Source organism: Corynebacterium sp. 22-2729, from assembly GCF_053479475.1.
On record NZ_JBRBCA010000002.1, the window covers coordinates 182810 to 206566 of the forward strand.

The window sequence follows — 23757 nt, forward strand, 5'->3', positions numbered from 1 at the left end:
TTGACAGTTCGCGGCCGGGTGTGCGTTAGTCCGACTTTTTGTGTTCTTGCCTGTACTTGGCCTTGTGCTGCGACTTGTGTTTGGCCGAGTGCAGCGTGCTCTGAATGTCCTGGTCGTGGTAATCATCGCCGTAGTACGCGCGGTTGCCGGTATCGATCTGCCCGCTAGAGAGCCCAGCCAGCATCGCGTTGTACGCCTCCAGCTCTTCGTCACCCGTGCGCTCTTCACGGCGGTCGAAGCGCTTGGCCTCGCGCCGGTCAGAGCGCAGCCATTGGAACCCGTGGGCGATGGAAACCACCAGCAGCGGAATTTCGCCCAGAGCCCAGGTGATGCTGCCGCCCAGGTACTGCTGGTGGTCCAGGTCCACTGGGAATGGGAAGTCCAGCTGGTTGTAGAACTCTGCGTTCAGCGGCTCGGAAATTTGCATCATTGCGATACCGAACCATGCGTGGAAGGTCACCATCGCAAATAGAGTCAGCATCTTGATGAACGGCGAGAGGTTCCGCGGTGCGGCATCCACGCCGATGATCACCCAATAGAAGATGTACCCCGAGATGATGAAGTGCAGCATCATGAACAGGTGCCCGGCATGCTCACCCGCGATGGCGTCAAAAAGCGGCGAAAGATAGAGGTAATAGAAGCCGACAACGAACTGCGTTCCGGCGACGATAGGGTGCGTCAGGAAGCGCGAGAAGGGGTTGTTGATGAACACGACCAACCATTCGCGCGGGCCGGGCACGCCGTTGCGACCGGCGGCGGGCAGGGCGCGCAGCAGGAGCGTCATGGGGCCACCGAGGACCCAGAACACGGGCACGGCCATGGAGAGAATGACGTGCTGCAGCATATGCGGGCCGAACAGCGCCATGGAGTACATGCCCAGGCCGGAGCTGGTGGCGAACAGCAAGGTGACGTTGCCGGCAGTCCACCAGATCAGGCGCTGGATGGGCCACTCGATGCCGCGCTTCCGGATGCTCCACCAGGCCCACATGTACCCGGCCTGGAGGAGGATCGCACCCACGCCGAAGATGAGGTCCAGGCGGAACATGGTGAAGTAGCGCCCGATACTTGGCGGCTCGGTGAGGGTGTAGCCCAGCAGTACGTCCTGCTGCGTGAGGTCAATGACCTGCTCGATCGGCGGCGGGATGCGGCCGAGGGACACGGCGATGCCGATGGTGGCGGCCATGATGAAGATTTCCAGGGCAGCGAAGCGGATGAACGGCTTGCGCTGGGCACTAGTGGTCTTGCCGCTTTCGCCCTCGCCGTCGCGCAGCTTCGGGATGATGCGGGAGCGCTGCTCCCAACCGAACCAGGCCAGGAACAAAGTCATGACCATTTTTGCGACGATGACCAGGCCGTACTGGGTGGTGAAGAGCTCGTCCAGATGGACGCGCAGCAGTGCATTGATGAAGCCGGAGATCGCAACGGCGATGATGCAAAACAGCGCCAGGGTGCTGTAGCGCTGGACGAGGAGGGCCAGGTGCGGGCCGCGGCGCTTCGCGTGCGCCAGCAGGGCCAGCAAGCCACCCACCCACAGCGAGACGCAGATGATGTGCCAGAGCAGCGAGTTCACACCGTAGTCGTGGTTACCGCCCGCCGCGGAGTGCCCCTCCAGCGCCAGCGGAATCAGCGAAAGGACCGACAGCGCCAGGAAGATCGGCTGCCAGATCCACTTCCGCGTGAGCAGAGACAGCCCACCGGCCACGCCAGCGAAGATGGCAACCCAGAGCCAAGCCTTTGACGCCGACACCTGATCCAGCGCAATCCCCCAGTACTCGGGCTTAAGAACCTCTGTGAGGGGGCTACCGGAAATGTCCGACATGTACATGGGGATCAGCAGGAACGACAGGAGTGCGAAGCCGATCATTCCCCAGGTGCCCGTGCGGGCGGCACGGAAGCCGTCGAGCGTAAGGTACCCCTGCTTATCCGGGGGCGTGCCGAAGGCGGACATAAGGAATCCGCCGAGCCCCAGGCAGCCGATAAAGATCGCCGCGCCGCGGACGAAGGGCAGGCCGACGGTAGTCAGCGGGCCGGGATCCGGAATGCCCAGCAGGGCGAGCGATTCGCCGAGGAAGGAGTAGCCGATGACCGCGCCGAAACACCCGGCGACGAGAGCGCCGATGAGGTACACGAGGCCGGGGCTGCCCAGCTTCGCGGGCTGGGTCGGGGTTTGCGCTTCCGCCTGTGCGGGCTTGGCTGGCGCTTCTTGCTTAGCTTCCTGATCTGCCTGGGAGGACATGTTTCGAACCTTACCCTGCGCTCCGGACAGGGTGAACTTCCTGCTTTTGTGATGTTGGTTGCGTCACAGCGGCGGCATGGCTGCCCCGCGATTTCAGTGCGCGGGCACGTGCATTATTATCTACTCGTATGCCTCCGTAGCTCAGTGGATTAGAGCAGTGGGTTTCTACCCCATGTGTCGCGGGTTCGAGTCCTGCCGGGGGCGCCATTGTCCTGACCTCGGACAACTGTTCGTTTGGGGTGTACCCCAGCAGACCATCATGCGCACTTCTACAGTTAGTGAGCATTGACACTCAGATTGGTTTGAAGTACGGTTTCGCCCTATGAAGATCCGTTCCTAATTCGACGCTCCCTTAATCATCGTTGGCTCGAAGGCGGAACTTGGCATGCATATTTCTTTTTCCCATCTCTCTTTTACCTGGCCAGACGGCGCTCCTTGTTTCTCAGATTTAAGCGCCACATTCGGCGCGCATTTCACCGGCCTTGTCGGTGCTAATGGCTCAGGAAAATCGACTCTCGCTAAGGTGTTGGCCGGCATCTATCAACCCACTTCTGGTACCGTTACGGCCCCTAAAATCGGCTACCTAGACCAAGATCTAGGGCTCAAAGTGACCGATACCATCGCAGACGTATTCAAGGCCCGCGAGATTTTAGATGCCCTAGCGGAAATCGAAGCGGGCAACTACTCCGAGGAACTCGCGGCCATCGTTGCTGACAACTGGGATCTCAAGGAGAGGATCCAGGCCGCTCTTAGCGCGTCGGGATTGAACTTTTCCCTTTCTCGCAGCGTCGGCAACTTGTCGGGAGGAGAGGCCGTCGCTGTGGCGCTGACGGCACTGTTTTTCTCCCAACCAGAGATGATCATTCTTGATGAACCCACGAACAATCTCGACGCCGCTGCCAGGGAGCGCCTCCTGCATATGATTGACGCTTCCCCGGCGCCCATGGTGGTCATCTCGCATGATCGGGAGCTGCTCAACCACGCCGACGAGATAGCTGAGCTCTATCACGGATCATTACGTATGTTTAGCGGGAACTTTGAGCACTACCGTCAAACCATCGACCACGAACAGGAAACCGTGCGGGCCGAAGTAAGTGAGGCCAAAGCCTCCTATCACAAGGAAGTTCGCCAACGTGCCGAGATGCAGACACGGCTTGCCCGTAACGCCCGCCGAGGTAAAGAGTTCGCTACCTCCAAACGCAAGCCTGGTATGGCCATGGGAAATGATAAGAACCGATCCCAGGTCTCGTCAGCCAAGCGTGCCCGTGATGCCGCAGCCTCGGTGTCACAAGCTCGGGAAGGTTATGACTTAGCACAACTTAGGTTGCGGGAGGACACTCACGTTCACATCGAGCTTCCCGATACCAGCCTACCCAATGCCACGCGGGTTCTGAGCAGCGAGCTGTTGACAATCGTCGGCCCCGAACGCGTCCGACTCGCCGGTGCCAATGGGTCGGGAAAAACTACGTTTCTCAACCGGATTGCCAGCGGCGACGTCGACTATGCGCTTCCCCGCGGCTATTTACGTCAACGCATCACATTGCCAGCGGACAAGAGTGTGTGGGAGCTGGTCGCGGAAAGCAATCCGCAGGCTGACCCGCAGTTTATCCGCGACAAGCTAGCACAACTGTTGTTCCAGAATGACAGTGTCCACGCGCCAGTGGGGCAACTTTCCGGAGGCGAGCGGTTCCGTGCCGAGTGCGCACGCGTGCTGCTTGCTTCCCCCGCACCGCAGTTCCTGCTACTAGACGAGCCGACTAACAACTTGGATATCCCCACCGTGGACTGGCTTGTCGACGTCCTCTCCGCTTACCGCGGAGCGTTACTCGTCGTCAGCCACGATGAACACTTCTGTTCGCGCCTTTCGCTGGATCGCACCATCGAGCTTTAAACGCACTTTGCAATGGGCCAGTCGGCACACGAAAACGGGCGCATAATCGACACCTCAAATGTGCTCAGGCAGTGCTGTTATACGTCGCGGCATCATGGACAAACTGGCGTCTCGGTTTTTCTTTTCCGGGGCGCCGGTTTCGTTTCTTAGCTTGGGTGTCTGACGGATTTCGTCAGGCACCTTCTTCTGTAAGCAGCCCCTTCTTGCCAAGCTCTGCGATCGTGCCGTCTTCGTTGAAGCTCAACTCCACCACGAAGAAGCGTCCCTCGCTGTCCGCAATCTTCCACGCGCGTTGCTTGTTGTCCGGCTCGATTTCCTCGACCGTCCAGTCCTCGCGCTGATAAGCAATCCCTTCGATGCTCCACACCGGATCGTCGCATTCCAACAATATGGCGTCGAACTTGACGAACATCACCGACAGATCCGTCTCCTCCATCGGTGGGTTGAACGAATCCATCAAGTAAATCCGGATCTCGGATTCGTCTTCGCTCGGAATGCTTGCGTAACAAGCATGCGAACCAAATATTTCGAACGCGCTATCCCCTACATCCTCCGAAACGGCTGCCGCTGCGATTGACTGCGCATACAGCTCGTCGTCTTCTTCGCCTTCCTCATTTTCTGTGTCTTCCCCGCTACCCGATTCAGCTTCATCGCCGTCCCACTCGGGAACCTCGTAAGGCACAACTGGGGTCGTAAACCCTGGCAGGTCTTGTTCCTCACCCCATTCGCGCATCACTTCCGCAGCAAGGCGCCGACCAAGTTCTGCAGCTCCGGAAACAGCCGCTTCATCGGCCCATTCCCACTTAAGAGTCGCAGACTCCACGTCAACGGTAGCGACTAGCTCCACTCGAGCATTGGCGAGCTTAACCCGCCCCTGAAACTGGTAGTACTGCTCGCCTTCAATTTCGCCTACGGCAATTCCCCAGTCATCGCCAACGCGGTCTTCGATCTGTTCCATGATGTGCTCACAGCGCGCATGGGCGTACAGCGCAGCGTGTTGTCCAACTCTGCGAATATCGGGAATCATGTGATTAAACTAACACCGCCCAGTTCAGCTCGCTGAGCCTGTTTCATACAGCCCATGCTTCACGCAGCCTCACCTGCGAAAGGATCCATGACCTACCGACAACTAACCCCTCCTCGTACTAAGGACGCATTAGTGTCCGTAGCAGCTCTCCTCTCCGCTTACGGGCTCCTCGCAGTCCAGGCGTTGGGCTTGGCAAAGCTCTCCCTGGACAAGGGAGTAGTCCTCGGCGCTCTGCCATTCATGCTCATCATCGCCCTCGGCCTGCCCACCTGGCTTTTGGTTCGCTACCTGCGGAAACAGGACATCGAAACTGGCTTCACTTCACTCTCTAAAAGAGGTTGGCATCTGCTCTGGCAGACTCCAGTGGCAATCATCGCAGCCGGCGCTGCCACGGCATTTGTCGCCTCAATCTTGGGAATGGAAAATGGCGAGCGTTCCTCGACCTTGACTAGCGCAGGCGAATCCGGGCAGACCCTCCCCATCCTCCTCGTCCTCCTGGCGTATCTGCTGCTTGGTCCGTTCCTCGAGGAGTTGGTCTTCCGTCGGGTTCTCATGGGCTACTTCGACACGCTAATGCCAGCTGCCCTGAGTGTCCTGTTCAGCTCACTGCTTTTCGGTCTGGCTCACGTCTCCCCGCCGGCTATCCTCTTTACGGCCTTCCTCGGCATCTCTTGCGCACTGATCACCAGGTGGCACGGCACACTATGGGCGGGATTCATCGTTCATATGCTGAACAACCTGGTCGTCGGGCTACTCGTCTTCGGAGTCGCTGGCTAAGCCTCTTGTCCGCACCGCCCGCTATGGTTGTAGCCATGACTGCGAATAGCCGCTTTAACCCTATTGACGCCCTCCGTTCCCTCCCCCTGGGCAAGCCCCAGAAGTCCGAGGAGCTGGACCTCCCCGCCCCCACCCCGGGGTCCTACGCTGTGATCACCGGCGCTTCCTCCGGCATCGGCAAGGCCATCGCCGAGGAGCTCGCCCGGCGCGGCTACGACCTGCTCCTGGTCGCCCGCACTGTGGCCCCCATGCAGGAGATTGCGGACGCATTCCCTAACCGCGACGTGCAAATCCGCTCCGTCGACCTGGCGGATGCCTCCGCCCGCGCAGAGCTGCTGGAGGAGCTGCGCACCACCCCGGTCAGCATCATCATCAACTCCGCGGGCATTGCTACCTTCGGCCAGTTCAAGGACCTCGACTGGGATTACGAGCGCCTGCAGTTCGAGCTCAACGCCACCGCGCTCTACGAACTCACCCAGGCCGTGCTCCCCGGCATGCTGGAGCGTGGCGAGGGCGGCATCGTCAACGTCGGCTCCGCCGCCGGCAACATGGCCATCCCCGGAAACGCCACCTACGTCGGCACCAAGGCGATGGTGAACACCTTCACCGAGTCCCTGCACTACGAGCTCAAGGATCACGGCATTAAGTGCACGCTCCTGGCACCCGGGCCGGTGCGCGAAGCCCGCAAGGAGGACGAGCAGCTCACCGAAGTCGACGATGCCGTACCGGATTTCCTCTGGACCACCTATGAAGACTGCGCCATCGACACCCTGGTCGCCCTGTCCAAGAACAAGCTGCGCGTAGTCCCCGGCCCACTGTCTAAGGCCATGAATTTCGTCTCCACCTACCTGCCGCGGAAAGTCACCGCGCCCATCGTCGGAAAGTTCTACGCCCAAATGGCAACCGAAAGCGACTGATTCCGAGGGGGCGTCACCAAAAACGACATAGAATTATCAACAACAGAAAGGAACCTCCGTGAACACCACCCCGAACCAAGTTGCCAAGAACGATCGACTCGTGTGGGTCGACTGCGAAATGACGGGCCTCGACCCGGACCAACACGTGCTGGTAGAGATCGCAGTGATCGTGACGGATGCGGACCTGACCCCGCTCGACGAGGGACTGGACGTGGTGATCCACGCAACCGAGCGAGACCTAGCTCGAATGGATGCCGTCGTGACGAAGATGCACGGCGAATCCGGACTGACGGAACAGATCCGCGCCTCCGACGTCACGCTGGAAGAAGCCGAAGAACAAGTCCTAGAGTACGTGAAGAAGCACGTCCCCACCGCAGGTGTCGCACCGCTGGCAGGCAACAGCATCAGCGTCGACCGGAAGTTCATCACCCGATATATGCCACACCTAGACCAGTACCTGCACTACCGCATGATCGACGTCTCCAGCCTGAAGGAGCTCGCCCGCCGCTGGTACCCGCACGTGTACAACGGCCAGCCCGCCAAGGGCATGACGCACCGGGCGCTGGCGGACATCAAGGAGTCCATCCGCGAACTGGATTTCTACCGCCGCGCAATGCTGGTGGAGGCCGACCCGGCCAATGCAGACGTGAACGCCGCCGCGAAGGCAGCGACGGAACGCTTCCCGATCTAGCACCATTTTAACCCGCGTTCAGGCCTCCCGAACTGGCCTTTTGGTTAAGGCACGGGGTGTCGGCTAACATGAAATCCGCTGTTTTCAACAGCAATGGTGACTGTAGTTCAGCTGGTAGAGCACTAGGTTGTGATCCTAGGTGTCGCGGGTTCGAGTCCCGTCAGTCACCCCAAATTTTTTTAAAGGTCTAGTGATGCTAATGAGTAACACCGATCTTCAAACAGCGTTTCGGGATGTCTTCCGCGGACACCCAGCGGGGGTAACGCTAATCACCGCAACCGTCGACGGCGAGCCCGTCGGCCTCACGGCATCGTCGGTTTCCTCGCTTTCACTCGACCCACTCTCGATCAGTTTCTCGCTGATGAAGCGCACGGGTTCGGCTGGCAAATTACTGCGGTCGAGCAGCATGTTGGTGCACTTTCTTAGTGACGCCCAGTCCCCCATCGCGCACTCCTTCGCCACGTCGGGCGCGGACCGCTTCGCGGAATCTCAAGGGTGGGTAACCGCGGAGACTGGCGAGCCGCTACTTCCGAACTCCCGAGCCGTGATCCGCGCACGGATTTCAGATACCGCACAGGCCGGGGAGGCCACGCTGGTGGCCGCGGAGGTGTTGGATGTATCGGAGACTTCCGCCGATTCCGCGCTACTCTTCCTGGGACACGAGTTCTACAGCATCGACGGCCTGCAGCCCTTCTAGCGGCGGGCGCTCCCGCCTGGCCCACTCCCCTACGCGCGGCGAATAGCTTCGTAGCCCGCCTCGTCGACAGCATCGATAACTTGCTGATCGCTGAGCTCGCCAGCAGTTGCATCATGCTCAAACGTCAGCAGCCCCTTGTCTGCACTGACCTCGATGTTCGTAACGCCCGGAAGGTTCGCGACCTCCTCCTTTACGGCGTTTTCACAGTGTCCGCAGCTCATACCCTTGACGTCGTAGCTGTATGTGGTCATGCTGGAAGCCTCTCTTTCCATAGCTTTATTTCTCTGCTTTATTTTTCTGGCGCCTAGGAAGCGCTCGGTATGCACAACATCTCGCAGGGAACATTCATTCCGCGGGACCTCGCACTAGCCAGCGCATCCAGCGGCTCACGGCGCCGATACGCGCCACGATACGTGCGATCCCCCGCCCTCTCAGAGGGCAAATGTCCAAAATCAACGGGTTAACGCGAAAAGTAGAAAAATCGCAAAATTCGCACCCCCTCTGACCTGCACAAATAGAATAGTTATGTTTTAAGATATGGAATTTTGGACATCTGACCCAAACCACCAATCCACCGGGGCCTGAACCACCACCCCACAGGCACTCCTCCCCCATGGGATAGCATTATCAACCATGGCCCGCATCCACCACACCCCCGCCGCGCTGTACACGCAGGCCTCTACCTCCGCGGCCGCCAGCTTTATCCGCCATTACTCCACCAGCTTTTACCTGGCCAGCGAACTCCTCGCACCAACCGTCAGACTACACATCCGCAACATCTATGCCCTCGCTCGCATCGCAGACGAAATCGTCGACGGTACGGCTGAGGCGCTTAGCCAGCCGGCCTGCGGCGTCCAAAAGACCCTCGACGACTACGAACACACCACCCTCGCGGCGCTAGACACCGGCTTCAGCACCGACCCCATCGCGCACGCGTTCGCCCTCACGGCGCGCTGGGCTGGATTCGACCGCGCCTGGACGGTGGACTTCTTCGCGTCCATGCGTTCTGACGCCCCCAGCGCCAAATCCTTGCCTCTCCGCGCATACGTGCACGGCTCCGCGAGCGTGATCGGCTGGATGTGCAACGCGGTATTCGCAGCTCACGCCGCCGAAGCAGGGCGCCCGCTGACCCCGGAGCAGCGCGCGGAGACTGATGCGGGAGCCTACGCGCTGGGTAGCGCCTTCCAAAAGGTGAACTTCCTGCGGGATTACCAGGAAGATACGGTCGGTTTGCAGCGTTCCTATCTGCCAAAACTCACAGAGGAATCAAAGGCCAAGCTTGTCGCAGAGATCCGCGAGGAACTTGCCCAGGCTTATGCGACCATGCACTTGCTGCCGCTATCAGCCCGCGTGGGCGTTGTCGGGGCGCACGATCTCTTCGCTGCGCTGAATGAGCGGCTCGCCCGCACCTCCGTCGAGCAACTAAAAACGGCCCGCGTGCAAGTGCCGCGAGCCGAGAAGGCGAGGATTATCGCGCGTGCCCTCCCCCGCGCTGCACGCCTGCGTTAGGCGCGCGGCTAGCTCCAGCGCTAGCCGTTAGCGTTGCCGGCCTTCCAGGTATTCCACGGGATGTTCCAGTCGCCCAACCCGTCGACACCATTCAGAGTCTCTCCCTGGGTGTTCTTCACCTCAACAATGTCGCCACGCTTCATGTTGTTAAACACCCAGGCGGCGTTTTCCACGGACACATTCACACAACCGTGGGAAGTATTGGTGTTGCCCTGTGCGTACACGCTCCACGGAGCCGCATGGATGTAAATACCCGAGTAGCTCATCTGCGTCGCGTACTGCACGTCAGTCTTGTACGACCCCGCGCCGGTCAGGCCGAACGTCGAGGAATCCATGGTCAGCGTCTCAAACTGATCGCCGATGATGTACTTACCATTCGGCGTGGGGTACTCGTAGTCCCTTCCCAAGGAAACCGGCATGGTCTGCAGAGTCTTGCCGTTCTTCTTGATGGTCATCATCTTCGTGTTGTCATCCACGACCGCGCGCACGTCATCGCCGATGGTGAACTTTGCACTGCGGTCCTCCCCGCCATACACACCTTCGCCGAGCTTGGTGCCATACAGGTTGGCCTTCACCTTCACTTTGGTGCCTGGCTTCCAATAGTCCTTGGGGCGCCAGCGGAGGTTCTGGGGCGAGATCCAGTAGAAAGCACCTTCCACCTTCGGCGTGGTCTCCACTGTGATGGCATCCTCGACTGCCTTGCGGTCCTCCACTGGGGCGTCGAAGTACAGGGCGATGGTCTGGCCGATGCCAACGGTCGAACCGTCGAGCGGGGCCAGCGCGCCGTTGAGTGTCGTGGCCGGGGAGACGGTCGTAAAGGTCTGCTTAAGTTGCTTATCGCCGGACTTCGCGGTCAGGGTGTATGTGCGCGAGTAGCCGAGTTTCGTGGGCACGGTCCACTTGGTCTTGTCGTCGTTGTACTTGCCCTTAATTTTCTCGCCCGCGTCGTTCGTCAGCGAGACCTTGTCGATCTTCTGGCTACCTTTAACCTGCACATGCTCGGAGACGTCGACATCAGTGCCACCGTCCTTCATGTTGGAGGTCAGTTCGATGTTCTTCTTTTCGCCTTCACCGTCGCTCGTCGAGGCGTTCGAACTGATCTTCGGATCGTCGTTATGGTCGATCGTGCACGATGCGGTGAAAGCGACCAGGGCAACGCTTAGCGACGCCGCAGTGATCCGTGAAAAGGTTTGACCCAAAACCTTGGTGCTGCGCAAGTCTTACTCCAAGAAAGAAATGTGTGTGTAGAAAATGTGACTGTCCTAAACCATAACGGTTGCTGTTGGAGGAACGTTAGTGATTTGACCGGGTTTCAGCTGTTCGTAGCGTAAACGTTATAAACGGTGGCGATACCTCCTGGCTTGTATTCGTGCACTCGCTTCCGCCAGGCTGTCCACTCTTGCAGCTAACTTCTAGCCACGCTTGCGGACTGCCAATTATCCGCCCCGACCAGGCGATTTGTGTTGTACACACACCAAGGTATAAAGTTTTCCACGTTGCCGAGGCGCACAGCGCTTCGAATAACGCGGGCTATTAGCTCAATTGGCAGAGCAGCTGACTCTTAATCAGCGGGTTCGGGGTTCGAGTCCCTGATAGCCCACACTCTCACCCCCATCGGGATCAGTCCCGGTGGGGGTTTTGTCTTACCTACCCCCGACCAGCGCCAGCGGAATAACCGCCCCACCACGGTGGTTATCGTCTGTAAAGGATCCCCAAACCCTAAAGCAGGCTCACACCAAGGAGGCATCCAAACCACTATGACGGACACCACGACTCACGAGAACTCCCTTGCCCCTCTGAGCTTGCTGGACTTCGCCACCGTCTACAAGGGCGAGCGCCCCGCCGACGCATTCAACCGCTCCGTCCAGTGGGCCCAGCAAGCCGAGAAGCTCGGTTTCAAGCGCATCTGGTACTCAGAGCACCACAACATGAAATCCATCGCCAGCTCCTCGCCCGCCGTCCTCATTGCACACATTGCGGCTAAGACCTCCACGATTAACTTGGGCGCCGGTGGCGTCATGCTCCCGAACCACGCCCCGCTCGTCATCGCCGAGCAGTTCGGCACCCTCGCAGAGCTCCACCCGGGCCGCATTGATCTCGGCCTCGGCCGCGCCCCCGGCACCGACCAAATGACCCTCCGTGCCCTGCGCCGCGAGCCTTCCGCGGCGGAGACCTTCCCGCAAGACGTCGCCGAACTCAACGGCTACCTCAACGGCGAGTCCAAGATCCCCGGTGTTGTAGCCGTCCCCGGCATGGGCACTAATGTGCCACTGTACATCCTGGGTTCCTCCCTATTCGGCGCACAGCTGGCTGCACACCTAGGCCTGCCTTACAGCTTCGCCAGCCACTTTGCGCCCGCCGCTCTCACGCAGGCCGTGCAGGTCTACCGAGACAACTACCAGCCCTCGGAACGCCACCCGGAACCTTATGTCATTGCCGCAGTAAACGTCACCGCCGCCGATTCCCAAGAAGAGGCCGATGAGCAGTGGCGCCAGGTCTGCCGCAACCGCGTGCGCGTTATGGCGGGTCGTGGCCGCAGCCTTACGGAGGAGGAGCTGGATATGCTTATCGATTCCCCCGCCGGCCAGCAGATCCTGGATATGTTGCGCTACTCCGCCGTCGGCACGCGCGACGTCGTCCGTCGTTACCTCGAGGAGTTCCGTACTCACGCCCAAGCCGACGAGCTCATGGTCTCGCTGCAGTCGCCGTCGACCGCGGAATCCCTGCGGTCTATGGAAATTCTTGCGGACGCCGCCTCACTCTCCCCCGCCCAGCACTAACCACTAGGTTCCTAGGACTTACTACCCCTGGCGTTGCGTCTCACGCGGCTCCGGCCGCCCGTCTGCCGCGCCCGGGCCAAACACCAGCCGAATGATCTGCGGCGCGTAGGCGCCCACCACCAACATGGCGATCATGCGCATTACTTGAATGACCGTGACGATCGGCTGGCTGCCCGCGTCGTGCGCGAATGCGAGGACTGCGTAGATGCCGCCAGGCACGGTGGCAAGGTAGGCGTCCAAAACCTTGAAGTCCCATAATCCCGCGATGGCGAAGGCCGTGCCGATAGAGCTGGCGATCATTAGGGCGATCACCCCCAGAATGACGGGCAGAGCCTTCACGAACTGCCGTAGCGCGCCCTTTGTCAGAGTGCCGCCGGCCTGCACGCCGACGAGCGCATAGGCCAGCTTCTCCAGCAGCCCGTTCGGCGCAATGAACTCGTGCGGCACGCTGAAGACCATCACGCCGATCATGGCGAAAGCAATACTCAGCAGCAGGTACGGCGAGCTGATACTGAACCACCGCGCCGTCAGCCGCGTAAACGCCCACACGGCCAGCCCCACTACCACCGCACCGACCACGCCTTGCCAGTTCGTCTGTAGGCCGTCGAGGAGGCTTTCTTTTCCTGTTGACGCCCCCTCCGCCGCGTCTGCTTCGTCGCCCCCGACTTGGGAAAGCAGGGTGACCAGCCCGGGCAGGGTCAAGACGATAATGGATACGCGCAGGTACTGCGTCAAGGTGACAAAGCGCGTGTCCGCATTCAGCTCGCGGGAGAGCATCACCATTGCGCTGGCCCCGCCTGCGAGCGTGGCCAGGACGGAGGTGGCCGGGCCGACCCGGTGAATGCGCACCAACAGCCAGGAGGCCAACAGGCACACCGCCAGCGTAACCACCAGTGACATGGCGGTGGGTCCGGCATAGGAGGCAATGGTGCCGACGTTGATAGTCGTCAGAGGCGAGGAACACAAAAGGGCGATGATCACCTGGGAGGGGATCATCGCCTTCTTGGGCGGGCTGACCTGCCGGTCGCTGAAAATGGCATAAATGCCGAAGACGATCAGGAAAGAAAAAATCCACGCGGCAGGAACCCCCACCGCTTCGCAGGCGAAACCTGCGCCGATCGAAAATATGGTCAGCAGACCAAGCGTGGCCAGCTTCTTAGGGCTGGGCAGCGCCAGATTTTGCAACGCTACCCGCTTAGCGGGTTGCAGCCAGCAGGCGCTGGATTTCCTTGATCTGCTTCTTTTCCTTGCGCTTGGAGCCGATCGCCAATGCGGTCAGCAGTGCAACACCGGCGACAACGCCACCGATGATCATCTGCACCTTCGGCTCCTTGAGGGTGTTCACGGCCTGGCCGCGAGCGTCATCCGCCAGGTTCTTCGGATCTGCACGGACGGACAGCTCCTCCAGCGTCCGTCCCAGCTGGCTGCGGGTGCGTTCAATGTCGCGCTGGATGGCATCGATGCTACGGGCCACGGAAGTTTCTCCCTTTTTCGAACGTTTAATTGCTACCTGAACATTGTAAATGATCCAGCCCGTCAACGCTTTCGCTAGGGTGGGGTGCATGACTGAGAACAGCAATTCCACCGCAAACGAGCCCACCCGACTGCAGGTCGGCGACAAGGCTCCAGAGTTTTCTCTGCCCAGCGATTCCGGCAAGAACGTGAGTCTGGCGGACTACGCGGGCCGCAAGGTGATCGTGTACTTCTACCCCAAGGCTGATACTCCCGGCTGCACCACCGAGGCCTGCGATTTCCGCGATTCCCTCACCGAGCTCAACGGTCAGGGTGTCGATGTAGTCGGCATTTCTCCCGACAAGGTAGAAGCCCTGGAGAAGTTCCGCGATAAGTACGAGCTGAGCTTCCCCCTTCTGTCCGACGCCGACAAGTCCGTCATGAAAGCCTATGGCGCATTTGGGGAGAAGAAGAACTACGGGAAGGTTGTTCAGGGCGTGATCCGCTCCACGTTCGTCATCGACGAGGAAGGCAAGATCGCCGTGGCGAAGTACAACGTGAAGGCCACCGGCCACGTTGCACGCATCGCCAAGGAGCTCTAACGCGCGATCATTCGCACATGCGACCGCACTCCCCTTGTACTAGCGGGCGCAAATAAGTCGGAAATGAACACAGCCCCGCTATGTCTGAACTGCTCCCCATTAGTTGGACTGAGAAATCAGTTACCGACTAGTGGGGAGTAGTTTTCATTGAGAGCACGAAGTTCGCTAAGTGAGCATCAGCGCGAGCAGTTGGTTGAACTATTTGAGCAAGGCATGGGTTATACAGCCGCTGCCAATGCCCTTGGTGTCTCCAAGTATGCCGCCCGTATGCTCTGTCGTCGGTTTAAGCTGCATGGCAGGCTATGTCTTGTGGAGAAACCGATTAAGCAGCAGTACTCGTTCGAGGTCAAGAAGGAAGTTGTCCAACGCTATCTTGCCGGCGAGACAAAGATGGATCTTGCGCGTGAGTTTGGCCTGTCGTCAGATCAGCTGGTCAGTTATTGGTCGCGGCAATGGCGTAACGGTGGCGATGAGGCGTTAAAACCGAAGCCGAAGGGCAGACCCAAAGGCTCGGCTGTGCCAAAGCCGCTGACCGAAGAGGAGAAGCTGCGGCGCCGGATCGCGCGATTGGAAGCGGAAAACGCGTACTTAAAAAAATTGCGGGACTTGAGGAATCAGGGACGCGCCTGAAAGTCCAGGCGATTGTCATCCTCAAGTCGCACCACCGCTTGGAGTACCTCCTAGAGGCAGCAGGTATCCCACGGTCGACGTTCTTCTACCACCAGAAACGCCTCGGCCAGCCAGATAAGCACGCCGAGCTCAAAGACGCGATCCGGGCAAGTTTTGAACGTAACAAGCATCGCTACGGCTATCGACGAGTGCTACTTGACCTGCGTAACCAGGGGTGGGTGGTCAACCACAAACTCGTCTACAAACTCATGCGTGAGATGGGCATTCGAGCCAAGATCCGCCAACGTAGACCTTATGTTTCCTACACCGGGACGATCAGCCACATCGCTGACAACAAACTTGACCGCAAGTTCACCCCGGATCAGCCAAACACCGTCTTTGTCAGCGACGTCACCGAGTTCAGGGTCGCAGGCCGCAAAGTGTATTTGTCGCCGGTGATGGACCTGTTCGACCGCTCAATCGTCGCCCACACCGTGGCTACATCACCGTCGACAGCGTTGACCACCGATTCTTTGTCCAAGGCGATCGCGGCGAGTGCGCCTGAACCCGGGTGGATGATGCACACTGACCAAGGCTTCCAGTACCAGCACGCCTCCTGGCGCGATCTGATCGGTGACAACGGCGGTGTTCAGTCGATGTCGCGTAAAGCCAACTGTTCCGACAACGCGGTCATGGAGAACTTCTTCGGGCACTTGAAAACCGAGATGTACCACGGTGAAGTCTTCGACACGGTCGCAGAGTTCAACCAAGCGATCGACGAGTACATCGGGTGGTACAACACCGAACGCGTCCAACAACGACTCAAGGGCCTGACCCCGATGCAATATCGGAATCAGACCCTTGAAGCCCTAACCGCCTAGAATTAAACCAGTCCAACTTTCGGGGGCCAGTTCAGTCAAGCGGGGCTGTAAGAGTTTGTGCGCCTGGGGAGACTTGAACTCCCACGTCATAAGACACTGGAACCTAAATCCAGCGCGTCTGCCAATTCCGCCACAGGCGCAAAAAGAACGCGGATAACCGCGCTTCCCCTTTTATGCTAGCAAGCGAGCCAGCATAAAAAGAAATTAGGTGGATTAAGTGGATTAGGTGGCACAGCCCTGACGGGTAGAATGTGGCTCTGTGAACGAACACTCCGAGGTAGACGAAACAACTCACCCGTTTCCGCTGCGCGTTCGCATTATTCAAATCATCTTCCTAGTGCTCGCGGTGATCGCCACCTTGCTGCTGGCGTGGTGGCAGTGGAGCCGTTGGCAATCTAATGGCGGTAGCTTCCAGAACTTGGGATATGCCATCCAGTGGCCAATCTTTGGCATCTTCTTCGTCGTGGCGTACCGCAAGTACATCCAATACGAAAAGGAGCGGCTGCAGGGCGACATCTCCCCTGCTGCTCCTACTCAGCCGACTGATGAAATCACCGAGGTACCGCAGGACTTCCTGCAGGCTGAAGGAGCCGAAGACGTATTTGTGGATGATAGGCGTAAGCAGGCGCGTATGAGGGCGTCACACAACGGGGCGTACGAGGGCAATGCCGGTAGTGACGGCAGCGACAGTAACGAACAAGAAACTAAGAAAGAGGGACGCTAAGCAATGAGCAACGAGCAGACGACGGCGATTCACCCGGAGCGTCGCGCGCGGGTGGCGAAGTCGCTGAAGGTGTACTCCGTGGCGGCGGTCGTGACCGGTATCTGGCTGCTGATTCTGGTGGCCGAGATGATCCTTAAGCGCTTGGTGCTGGGCGCCGACAATACTCCGGAGTGGTTTAGCTACATCGGCCCGGCGCATGGCGTGGTGTTTATGATCTACGTGATCTGCTGCCTGGATCTAGGCACGAAGGCCCGCTGGGAGCCCGCGAAGTGGCTGACCACAATGCTCGCGGGTGTGGTACCTTTCCTGAGCTTCGTCGTGGAGAAGAAGCGCCGCGAGGAAGTTAAGGCGACTTTCCACCTGGACTAGCTTCCGGGTGCATGCTGCGCGGTACCGTGTGTATCCAACGCAATGCGCGACTACTCGACCAGCGAGGTCTCCACGGCGACTGCGTCGATCTCCTCGTCGGTGGGCACGGGCGCACCCATGGCGTGTGGCTCGGCCTCCGGCTTCTCCCACTCGGATTGCAGGCACGCCAGGATCGCGACCGCAGCCGCGCGCGTAGAGACTTGCAGGGTGGAAAGATCCGGCAGGAAACCGGGGTTGTGGTTGGTGGGGATGTCGATATCCAACCGCCCGGCGGCCTCGGCACGCTGCCACTGGCGGCGTGGGGTAATGCCGATAGTCCACAGCATGTAGGGGCAGCCAAAGGACTTCGGGATCACGGAGAAGTCCTCGGAGGCGGTCCAAGGCTCCATCTCTAGGGAATCCTCACCGAAGGAGCTGTCGAAGTGGGGGCGGACAACGTCATAGACCTCGGGGGCGTTGTCGGTAGCACCCAGCAGGCCGACGAATTTGAAATCCGGCTCGCGGTCGGCGCCGGCTCCCATGGCCTCGGCGCGTACCACGCGCTTGATCGCATCCACACACTTTTGGCGCAGCTCCTCGTCGTAGAAGCGGCAGGAAAGAGAGATTTTCGCGGAATCCGGGATCACGTTATTCGCCTTGCCAGCTTCCACCGAGGCGACGGTGATCACAGCGAATTTATTCGGCGGCACCTCGCGGGAAACAATCGTCTGCAGCTTCATCACTGTCGACGCCGCCAGCACCACCGGATCCACAGATCGGTGCGGCATGGAAGCATGCGCGCCGCGGCCATAGAGAGTGATTTCGATAGTGGTGGAGGAAGTCATCACCGGCCCCGGCGCGGAGTACACATGCCCCGCTGGCCCGGCCACAATGTGCTGTGCCAGGCATACATCGGGGCGGGGAATGATGCGCCCCAAACCGTCGGAGACCATCTTGTGCGCACCGATTGACGCCTCTTCCGCCGGTTGGAACAATGCCACGACCGTACCGGACCAGTGTGCGCGTTCTTCGTCGAGAATGCGCATAGCGCCTAATAGGCTGGTGGTGTGCTGGTCGTGGCCACAGGCGTGCATGGTGGCCACGCGCTCACCGGAGGCGTTGAGCTGCGAATAAGTGGAGGCATAGTCCACGCCGGTTTTCTCCGCTACGGGCAGGCCATCGAAATCGGCGCGCATCAGCACCGTCGGCCCTTCGCCGTTTTCCAGCACAGCGGTGATGCCGTAGCCGCCGATTTTGGTTGTGATCTCCCAGTTCGGGAAGGCCTCCAATTCCTTGGCGATCGTCTGTGCGGTCACTTCCTCTGCGCCCGAGAGCTCAGGGTGCTGGTGGAAGAATTTGTAGACGTCCTCCAGCCAACTGAGGTCAGCTTGCGATCCGGCCACAATGCCGCTGGGGCTGGTGGGGCTGAAGGTGGCCTGGTCGCTGTCAGTGCCGGGGGCGGTCACGCGGAGGAGTCCTTTCACTAGTTAGTTGTTCGGGCTTGTGCCTTGCCCCATCATACGTGGCTTAACCCCGCTTCCGTGACGGGCGAGGCTACATCTTTGCGGAACTTTAATCCGCTAGTTGCGCCAGGATTTCCACCAGTTGACGCAGGGCTTTACCGCGGTGGGAAACCGCATCCTTCTGCTCCGCCGTTAGTTCGCCCGCAGACTTGCCCGCTAGCTCTTGTTCCTGGCCCGCTGGCAACTCGTCGGGTGCGAACAACGGGTCATAGCCGAAACCACCCTCACCCTGCTCGGCGCGCAGCACGCGGCCGTACCAGCGACCTTCCACAGCGTATTCGGTCTCCATGCCACGCTCGGCCGCCACTTCAGCGGGTAGTTGCAGCACGCAGGCGGATACGAAATGCGCCCCGCGCCGCTCGTCCGGCACATCGCCCATCTGCGCTAACAGAAGGTCATTGTTTGCTTTGTCGTCGCCATGACCACCGGACCAGCGGGCGCTCAGCACTCCTGGCATCCCATTGAGCGCATCCACGGCCAGCCCGGAATCATCCGCGATGGTTGGCAGGCCCGCGTGCCGCACGCCGTCGTTAGTCTTAATTCGCGCGTTGTCCGCGAACGTCGCGCCGGTCTCCGGGGTCTCTGGGTATTCCGGCACATCACCCAGCCCCACTAGTTCGACACCGGTTACGTTTGCCGCTTCCAGCATGCGGTTCAGCTCGGCCAGCTTCTTCTTATTCCTTGAGGCAACCAGTACTCGCATGGCTACTCCTCCCCTGTCGCTTGTCGTAATCCTTTAGAGCGATTCCTTAAAGCTCCTGCGCCAGCGCCGCTCGCTGCGCCTCAATGAGTTCCCGGAGGCCACCTTCAGCCAAGTCCAGCAACGTATTCAGCTCTTCGCGCGTGAACTCCGCAGCTTCGCCGGTGCCCTGGATCTCCACGAACCGTCCCTCAGCCGTCATCGCCACATTCATGTCCACGTCCGCCCGAGAGTCCTCCTCATAAGGCAGGTCGAGGCACGGCACGCCGTCGATGATGCCCACGGAGACTGCCGCGACAGGTGCGCGAAGCGGTTGCCCGGGTACGACGCCCCTCGCTTGCAACACCGCCAAAGCATCAGCCAGCGCCACGTATGCGCCAGTGATGGCTGCGGTGCGAGTACCACCGTCGGCCTGCAGAACATCGCAGTCGATATTGACTGTGTTTTCTCCCAGCTCCTTCAGGTCCACGGCGGCGCGTAGCGCGCGGCCGACAAGGCGGGAGATTTCCTGGGTACGCCCCTTGACTTTGCCCTTCATGGACTCGCGGGGCATACGCTCGTGGGTAGAGGCTGGCAGCATGGCGTATTCGGCGGTCAGCCAACCTTCACCGGAATCCTTCTTGAACCGTGGCACGCCTTCCTCGACGCTGGCGGTGCACATCACGCGGGTGTTGCCAAATTCCACCAACACGCTACCTGCGGGGTTGCTGGTGAATCCTCGAGTGATACGCACCGGGCGAAGTTCATTGGTGGCACGACCGTCAGCGCGGGTGAAGTTGCTTGGGTTGTTCTCTGCGTTGGAGTTCGTCATGGGGCTTTAGTTTACTAGCTGCCCCGGACGGGCTACTCCCCTATGGTGAGGCGCATACCCGGGCGAGCAACCAGGATCTCTCCGTCGTAGTGGCGGGCAGCGCCGCGGACTGCGCCCTCTGCGTCTCCCCACGGCGGGATGTGGGTAAGTACCAGCTTGCCGACTCCGGCAGCCTGGGCAGCGCGGCCTGCGTCCTCGCCGGAAATGTGCATACCGGTGGGCTGGCCTTCGGAGTTTTCACCCCAGGTGGCTTCGCAGAGGAATACGTCTGCTCCCGCTGCGATGTGGGCCAGGTTGTCGGTCCAGGCAGTGTCCCCCGAGTACACCAGGGAGTTACCTGCGTTGTCTTCCACGCGCAGTAGGTAGGCCTCCGTGGGGTGTACGGCGGTGGCTGCGTAGATCGTAAATGGCCCAATGGGGTGGGCTGGATACGTGCTGGCGTCAAAAGGCCCTTCGCCGACGTTATAGGTGGCGATATCGAAAGTATCGGTGAAATCATCGGGGTTTTCGGGTGCATCGGCGCCAGCGGCGGAGAGGTGCTTGCAGGCGATGGCAGGGCCGAGTAGCTGGTGACGGTGTGGCGCGGGCGCGGTGGGGTGGAATCGACGCCAGACCAGCAATGATGGGAAGTCTAGGCAATGGTCGGCATGCATGTGGCTAAAGGCGACATGGCACGCGGAAGGGTCGATCCCTTCGGCGCGTTGCATTGCGCTGAGTACGCCGGGGCCACAGTCAAGGAGGACGTCGGCCGTGGCGGGAGGGGTGCTGTGCTTAGTTGTGCGGGCAGCCGTTTGGCGGACAATGTAGCCCGACGCGGCGCTGTCGGGTCCCTCGACGCTTCCGGAGCATCCCAGCACTACCAGTTCCATAGCTTGTCATTCTGCCACGAAGAGGTGGTGAATGTGTGAAAGGGCGACCACCGTGGTGTCGGTGGTTCTTGCGTGCACGCCTACTCCTCTGCATAATCGCGGCAAGCCATCCGGCATCATCGCAAGGGCTGACACCGCCGCTAACTCTTGGTCTGTTCTCTCTTAGCGCACCATTTCCGGAATCTGCGACACAGAAGTGATCGCAGGCCCCAAGAACCGGCCAGCCAACTTCGCGAACCTCTGGGGATCGCCTGTCGACTCAAAGGAAAGCTCTACGGCACGCCCAGGGTTCTCATCAGCCAATAGCCCCTGTTCCGCTAACGTTCGATAAACAGTCTTCGCTGTTTCTTCCGCACTATTAATCAGCGTGACATTATCCCCCATCACCAGCTGCACCACCCCCGCAAGCAGCGGATAGTGCGTGCACCCCAGCACCAATGTATCCACCTCCGCCACCTTGAGTGGCTCTAGGTAGTTTTCCGCCAGCCCCATCAGTTGCCGTCCGCTGGTCATTCCGCGCTCCACGAAAGGCACAAATTGCGGACAGGCCTGCGCGTACGCCTCCACTCCTGGAATCGCAGCAAAGAGATCCTGGTAAGACCTACTGCTCACCGTCGCCTGGGTGCCAATAACACCGATTTTTCCATTGCGAGTTGCCGCTGCTGCGCGCCGCACCGCGGGCAAAATCACTTCAATGACGGGAATGGAGTATCTTTCTCGCGCATCTCTAATAAACGCCGACGAAGCAGAATTACACGCCACCACAATCATCTTGCAGCCTCGCTCCGCCAATTTATCCGCAATCCTGATCGATAATTCTCTCACCTGCGCCAGCGGTTTATCCCCGTACGGCGAGTTCGCCGTGTCACCGATGTACACCAGGTTCTCATGTGGCAAAAGATCCACGATCGCCCGTGCGACCGTCAAGCCACCGACTCCCGAATCAAACACACCGATCGGCGCATAGTTCGCCGGTTCTGCTCCGCGTTCCGAAGCTCCTACCATGAACTCAGCCACGTTCCTTATCCACCTCGAACCACATCACGCCAGCTCTGCACCCCGAAGGCTGTCTCTGCCGCCAGCACCGCATGCACAATCGCCCGTTCCACAGTGTTCGCCACTGTGGCCGACAACATACTCATAGCGATATCGTCTACGGCCGTCCCCTCCCCAGTCGCCATCGCAAACAGCGTATCGCCATCCATCGGCATATGGGCAGGTCGAATAGCCCGCGCAATCCCATCATGCCCGGCCAGCGCCAACCTCTTCGCCTGCGCCTTCGTCAAAGGCGCGTCCGTCGCCACCACCCCGATTGTCGTATTGAGCCTCGGCGCCAGCATCTCTTCCGTTATCTTCGTGCCGAGCACGTTCCGGTTCTTTAGTCTTTCGACGCCCTCAGCGCCCACCGCCCCACCATCAACGAGGCCGTCCACGAGTCCGTAGCGTGCGAATTCTCCATCCAACTCTGCAGAAACACCCCACGGGATACCGGAGACCGGATCAAAAACTGCCCCCTGTGGGTTCACCACAATGCCAACTGCCACAGTCACCCCGGCTAAAGGAGTATCTGCAGGAAATACCGCACTGGCCTGCCCAAAACCGCCTTTAAGCGCACCTGCGGATGCACCCAACCCCGCCCCGACATTGCCATTTTCCGCTATGTCGCGTGTGTCCACTGCCTCCACAACATCAAGTGCCGCCGCCGTCGCTGCAACCCCCGTAGCCGCATCCGGCCGAGAATCCCAGCGCCCCAGAAGCAGATCAAAGATCACTGCTCCCGGCACAATCGGCACCAATTTGTCCGGGTGCTCAGGTCCCAGCACAGGAAAGCCAATTCCTCTGCGCTCTAATTCGGCCATCGCCCCCGTGAGGGCGTCAAGACCAAAGGCAGAGCCACCACAAAGACCAATAGCGTGCACGGCCTGCACCGTATTGTGGGGCTCCAAAAGATCTGTCTCCCGGGTGCCCGGGCCGCCTCCCCGCACATCAACGCTGGCGGTGGCGGACTTCGGCGCAACAATCATGGTGACGCCCGAATCGCCGGCACCGTCCTCGCACACGGCGTGCCCCACTCCAATGCCTGCTACATCAGCTAAGGAATTTGTGGGCCCGGGCGTGCAGCCAAAGAGTTCCACACTCATTGTTCGCCCATCATCGCCGAAAGCAGACTGTCTTGGTGGTACCCCAGCCAATCCAGGTAGTTCTGCGCAGCCATTGCCTGGTCGGAGTTTTCGCCCTCGCCTATCAGGTCCTTCTTGAACTCCTCAAACTGCGCCGAGTGGTACAGGCGAATATCGTTAATCGCACTCAGCCACGGTTGAACCTCATCCTGCGTCAACGAGACATTTACGGAACCATTGGGTCCCAGGTAGTCCACCACAAAGCGCAGGTTCGTCAGCTTCGACTTGATGATTTCCGTCTCGTTCAGCTGGCGAGTCAGGGCTGCATCCCCTTCGACTTCCTCGTCGCCTTCGCGAAAGAAGCTCGGCAGCAGCCGCGCCAACCCCGGATCTTTCGGGGCATCGGAGTGCCCGCTGGCCATGCCCGTCAGCTCCGCCAGCTCGTCCTTCGGCGCCGTCCGAGCGCGCTCCATCAGCTTGTCGGAAACCGCCACCGCCGAATCACCTAGCATCTCGCGTTCGAGTGGCTCTAGCTGCGTATTGAAGCGCGTACCACGCAACAAACTGCTCTTCTTCGTCCACGGCTCCATGGT

Annotated in this window: 24 protein-coding genes and 4 tRNA genes; 14 read left to right on the plus strand and 14 right to left on the minus strand. The window is 60.0% G+C overall.

Annotation, left to right across the window (positions count from 1 at the left end; translation table 11 throughout):
* Nucleotides 1-25: 25 nt before the first annotated feature.
* On the minus strand, nucleotides 26-2236 hold the full coding sequence (locus ACUY2T_RS02310) for a cytochrome c oxidase assembly protein (protein WP_448307387.1): 2211 nt from the start codon (nucleotides 2234-2236) through the stop codon (nucleotides 26-28).
* Between the two features lie 130 nt (nucleotides 2237-2366).
* Between ACUY2T_RS02310 and ACUY2T_RS02315 the strand changes: the two genes are divergently transcribed.
* Nucleotides 2367-2443, plus strand: a tRNA-Arg gene (locus ACUY2T_RS02315).
* A gap of 178 nt (nucleotides 2444-2621) precedes the next feature.
* Nucleotides 2622-4127 carry an ABC-F family ATP-binding cassette domain-containing protein gene (locus tag ACUY2T_RS02320; protein WP_448307389.1) on the plus strand — a complete coding sequence of 502 codons (1506 nt, stop codon included), beginning with the start codon at nucleotides 2622-2624 and terminating at the stop codon, nucleotides 4125-4127.
* Between the two features lie 172 nt (nucleotides 4128-4299).
* Here the strand turns inward: ACUY2T_RS02320 and ACUY2T_RS02325 are convergent, their stop codons facing one another.
* Nucleotides 4300-5154 carry a DUF6882 domain-containing protein gene (locus ACUY2T_RS02325; protein WP_448307391.1) on the minus strand — a complete coding sequence of 285 codons (855 nt, stop codon included), beginning with the start codon at nucleotides 5152-5154 and terminating at the stop codon, nucleotides 4300-4302.
* A gap of 132 nt (nucleotides 5155-5286) precedes the next feature.
* On the opposite strand from ACUY2T_RS02325, the gene ACUY2T_RS02330 reads away from it, so the two are divergent.
* The 5 genes from ACUY2T_RS02330 (at nucleotide 5287) to ACUY2T_RS02350 (ending at nucleotide 8236) form a co-directional block, all read left to right on the plus strand.
* Entirely contained in the window at nucleotides 5287-5931 is a 645-nt protein-coding gene (locus ACUY2T_RS02330) for a CPBP family intramembrane glutamic endopeptidase (protein ID WP_448307393.1), read from the plus strand.
* A gap of 113 nt (nucleotides 5932-6044) precedes the next feature.
* Nucleotides 6045-6848, plus strand: coding sequence for a mycolate reductase (gene cmrA, locus ACUY2T_RS02335; RefSeq protein WP_448307479.1), 804 nt, complete (start codon nucleotides 6045-6047; stop codon nucleotides 6846-6848).
* A gap of 58 nt (nucleotides 6849-6906) precedes the next feature.
* Complete coding sequence (gene orn, locus ACUY2T_RS02340; protein ID WP_448307395.1) at nucleotides 6907-7539, plus strand: oligoribonuclease; 633 nt, start codon at nucleotides 6907-6909, stop codon at nucleotides 7537-7539.
* Between the two features lie 96 nt (nucleotides 7540-7635).
* A tRNA-His gene (locus ACUY2T_RS02345) sits at nucleotides 7636-7711 on the plus strand.
* Between the two features lie 27 nt (nucleotides 7712-7738).
* On the plus strand, nucleotides 7739-8236 hold the full coding sequence (locus tag ACUY2T_RS02350) for a flavin reductase (protein WP_434827891.1): 498 nt from the start codon (nucleotides 7739-7741) through the stop codon (nucleotides 8234-8236).
* Between the two features lie 29 nt (nucleotides 8237-8265).
* Here ACUY2T_RS02350 and ACUY2T_RS02355 read toward each other — a convergent pair whose 3' ends face one another.
* A complete protein-coding gene (locus tag ACUY2T_RS02355; RefSeq protein ID WP_448307397.1) occupies nucleotides 8266-8487 on the minus strand; it encodes a heavy-metal-associated domain-containing protein in 222 nt (73 codons plus the stop codon).
* A 382-nt stretch (nucleotides 8488-8869) separates the two neighbouring features.
* Here ACUY2T_RS02355 and ACUY2T_RS02360 point away from each other — a divergent pair, with 382 nt between their 5' ends.
* Nucleotides 8870-9745 carry a phytoene/squalene synthase family protein gene (locus ACUY2T_RS02360; RefSeq protein WP_448307399.1) on the plus strand — a complete coding sequence of 292 codons (876 nt, stop codon included), beginning with the start codon at nucleotides 8870-8872 and terminating at the stop codon, nucleotides 9743-9745.
* Between the two features lie 20 nt (nucleotides 9746-9765).
* Here the strand turns inward: ACUY2T_RS02360 and ACUY2T_RS02365 are convergent, their stop codons facing one another.
* Nucleotides 9766-10962 (minus strand): L,D-transpeptidase, encoded by a 1197-nt coding sequence (locus tag ACUY2T_RS02365; RefSeq protein ID WP_448307401.1) that lies wholly within the window; start codon nucleotides 10960-10962, stop codon nucleotides 9766-9768.
* Between the two features lie 310 nt (nucleotides 10963-11272).
* On the opposite strand from ACUY2T_RS02365, the gene ACUY2T_RS02370 reads away from it, so the two are divergent.
* Both ACUY2T_RS02370 and ACUY2T_RS02375 read left to right on the plus strand, forming a co-directional pair.
* Nucleotides 11273-11345 (plus strand) — tRNA-Lys (locus ACUY2T_RS02370).
* 157 nt (nucleotides 11346-11502) lie between these two features.
* The gene (locus ACUY2T_RS02375) at nucleotides 11503-12525 is read left to right on the plus strand and encodes an LLM class flavin-dependent oxidoreductase (protein ID WP_448307403.1); all 1023 of its coding nucleotides are present in this window, start codon (nucleotides 11503-11505) and stop codon (nucleotides 12523-12525) included.
* 21 nt (nucleotides 12526-12546) lie between these two features.
* Here ACUY2T_RS02375 and ACUY2T_RS02380 read toward each other — a convergent pair whose 3' ends face one another.
* Together ACUY2T_RS02380 and ACUY2T_RS02385 are read right to left on the minus strand one after the other, a co-directional pair.
* Nucleotides 12547-13710 carry an AbrB family transcriptional regulator gene (locus tag ACUY2T_RS02380; RefSeq protein ID WP_448307405.1) on the minus strand — a complete coding sequence of 388 codons (1164 nt, stop codon included), beginning with the start codon at nucleotides 13708-13710 and terminating at the stop codon, nucleotides 12547-12549.
* Nucleotides 13711-13720: 10 nt separating this feature from the next.
* Nucleotides 13721-13999 carry a DUF3618 domain-containing protein gene (locus ACUY2T_RS02385; RefSeq protein ID WP_293791462.1) on the minus strand — a complete coding sequence of 93 codons (279 nt, stop codon included), beginning with the start codon at nucleotides 13997-13999 and terminating at the stop codon, nucleotides 13721-13723.
* 88 nt (nucleotides 14000-14087) lie between these two features.
* Here ACUY2T_RS02385 and bcp point away from each other — a divergent pair, with 88 nt between their 5' ends.
* Together bcp and ACUY2T_RS02395 are read left to right on the plus strand one after the other, a co-directional pair.
* Entirely contained in the window at nucleotides 14088-14579 is a 492-nt protein-coding gene (gene bcp, locus ACUY2T_RS02390) for a thioredoxin-dependent thiol peroxidase (protein WP_448307407.1), read from the plus strand.
* A 147-nt stretch (nucleotides 14580-14726) separates the two neighbouring features.
* Nucleotides 14727-16069 (plus strand): IS3 family transposase gene (locus ACUY2T_RS02395; RefSeq protein ID WP_448307408.1). Its coding sequence is split into 2 segments (ribosomal slippage): nucleotides 14727-15168 and nucleotides 15168-16069, totalling 1344 coding nucleotides; the frame shifts between segments, so codons are not numbered across the junction.
* 58 nt (nucleotides 16070-16127) lie between these two features.
* Here the strand turns inward: ACUY2T_RS02395 and ACUY2T_RS02400 are convergent.
* A tRNA-Leu gene (locus tag ACUY2T_RS02400) sits at nucleotides 16128-16209 on the minus strand.
* Between the two features lie 119 nt (nucleotides 16210-16328).
* Here ACUY2T_RS02400 and ACUY2T_RS02405 point away from each other — a divergent pair.
* Nucleotides 16329-16793 carry a hypothetical protein gene (locus ACUY2T_RS02405; protein ID WP_448307410.1) on the plus strand — a complete coding sequence of 155 codons (465 nt, stop codon included), beginning with the start codon at nucleotides 16329-16331 and terminating at the stop codon, nucleotides 16791-16793.
* A 3-nt stretch (nucleotides 16794-16796) separates the two neighbouring features.
* On the plus strand, nucleotides 16797-17162 hold the full coding sequence (locus tag ACUY2T_RS02410) for a DUF3817 domain-containing protein (protein ID WP_448307412.1): 366 nt from the start codon (nucleotides 16797-16799) through the stop codon (nucleotides 17160-17162).
* A gap of 50 nt (nucleotides 17163-17212) precedes the next feature.
* On the opposite strand, the gene ACUY2T_RS02415 is transcribed toward ACUY2T_RS02410, so the two are convergent.
* From ACUY2T_RS02415 to ACUY2T_RS02445, 7 genes are all read right to left on the minus strand, one after another.
* A complete protein-coding gene (locus ACUY2T_RS02415; RefSeq protein ID WP_448307413.1) occupies nucleotides 17213-18607 on the minus strand; it encodes an amidohydrolase in 1395 nt (464 codons plus the stop codon).
* A gap of 106 nt (nucleotides 18608-18713) precedes the next feature.
* Complete coding sequence (locus tag ACUY2T_RS02420; protein WP_448307415.1) at nucleotides 18714-19367, minus strand: non-canonical purine NTP pyrophosphatase; 654 nt, start codon at nucleotides 19365-19367, stop codon at nucleotides 18714-18716.
* 46 nt (nucleotides 19368-19413) lie between these two features.
* The gene (rph, locus tag ACUY2T_RS02425) at nucleotides 19414-20175 is read right to left on the minus strand and encodes a ribonuclease PH (protein ID WP_448307417.1); all 762 of its coding nucleotides are present in this window, start codon (nucleotides 20173-20175) and stop codon (nucleotides 19414-19416) included.
* Nucleotides 20176-20207: 32 nt separating this feature from the next.
* Complete coding sequence (locus tag ACUY2T_RS02430; protein ID WP_448307419.1) at nucleotides 20208-21044, minus strand: MBL fold metallo-hydrolase; 837 nt, start codon at nucleotides 21042-21044, stop codon at nucleotides 20208-20210.
* 162 nt (nucleotides 21045-21206) lie between these two features.
* Nucleotides 21207-22049, minus strand: coding sequence for a glutamate racemase (murI, locus tag ACUY2T_RS02435; protein WP_448307480.1), 843 nt, complete (start codon nucleotides 22047-22049; stop codon nucleotides 21207-21209).
* Between the two features lie 17 nt (nucleotides 22050-22066).
* Nucleotides 22067-23185 carry a P1 family peptidase gene (locus tag ACUY2T_RS02440; RefSeq protein WP_448307421.1) on the minus strand — a complete coding sequence of 373 codons (1119 nt, stop codon included), beginning with the start codon at nucleotides 23183-23185 and terminating at the stop codon, nucleotides 22067-22069.
* Nucleotides 23182-23754, minus strand: coding sequence for a DUF2017 domain-containing protein (locus ACUY2T_RS02445; RefSeq protein ID WP_293791860.1), 573 nt, complete (start codon nucleotides 23752-23754; stop codon nucleotides 23182-23184). Before ACUY2T_RS02445 ends, ACUY2T_RS02440 begins: the two co-directional genes overlap by 4 nt.
* Nucleotides 23755-23757: the final 3 nt, after the last annotated feature.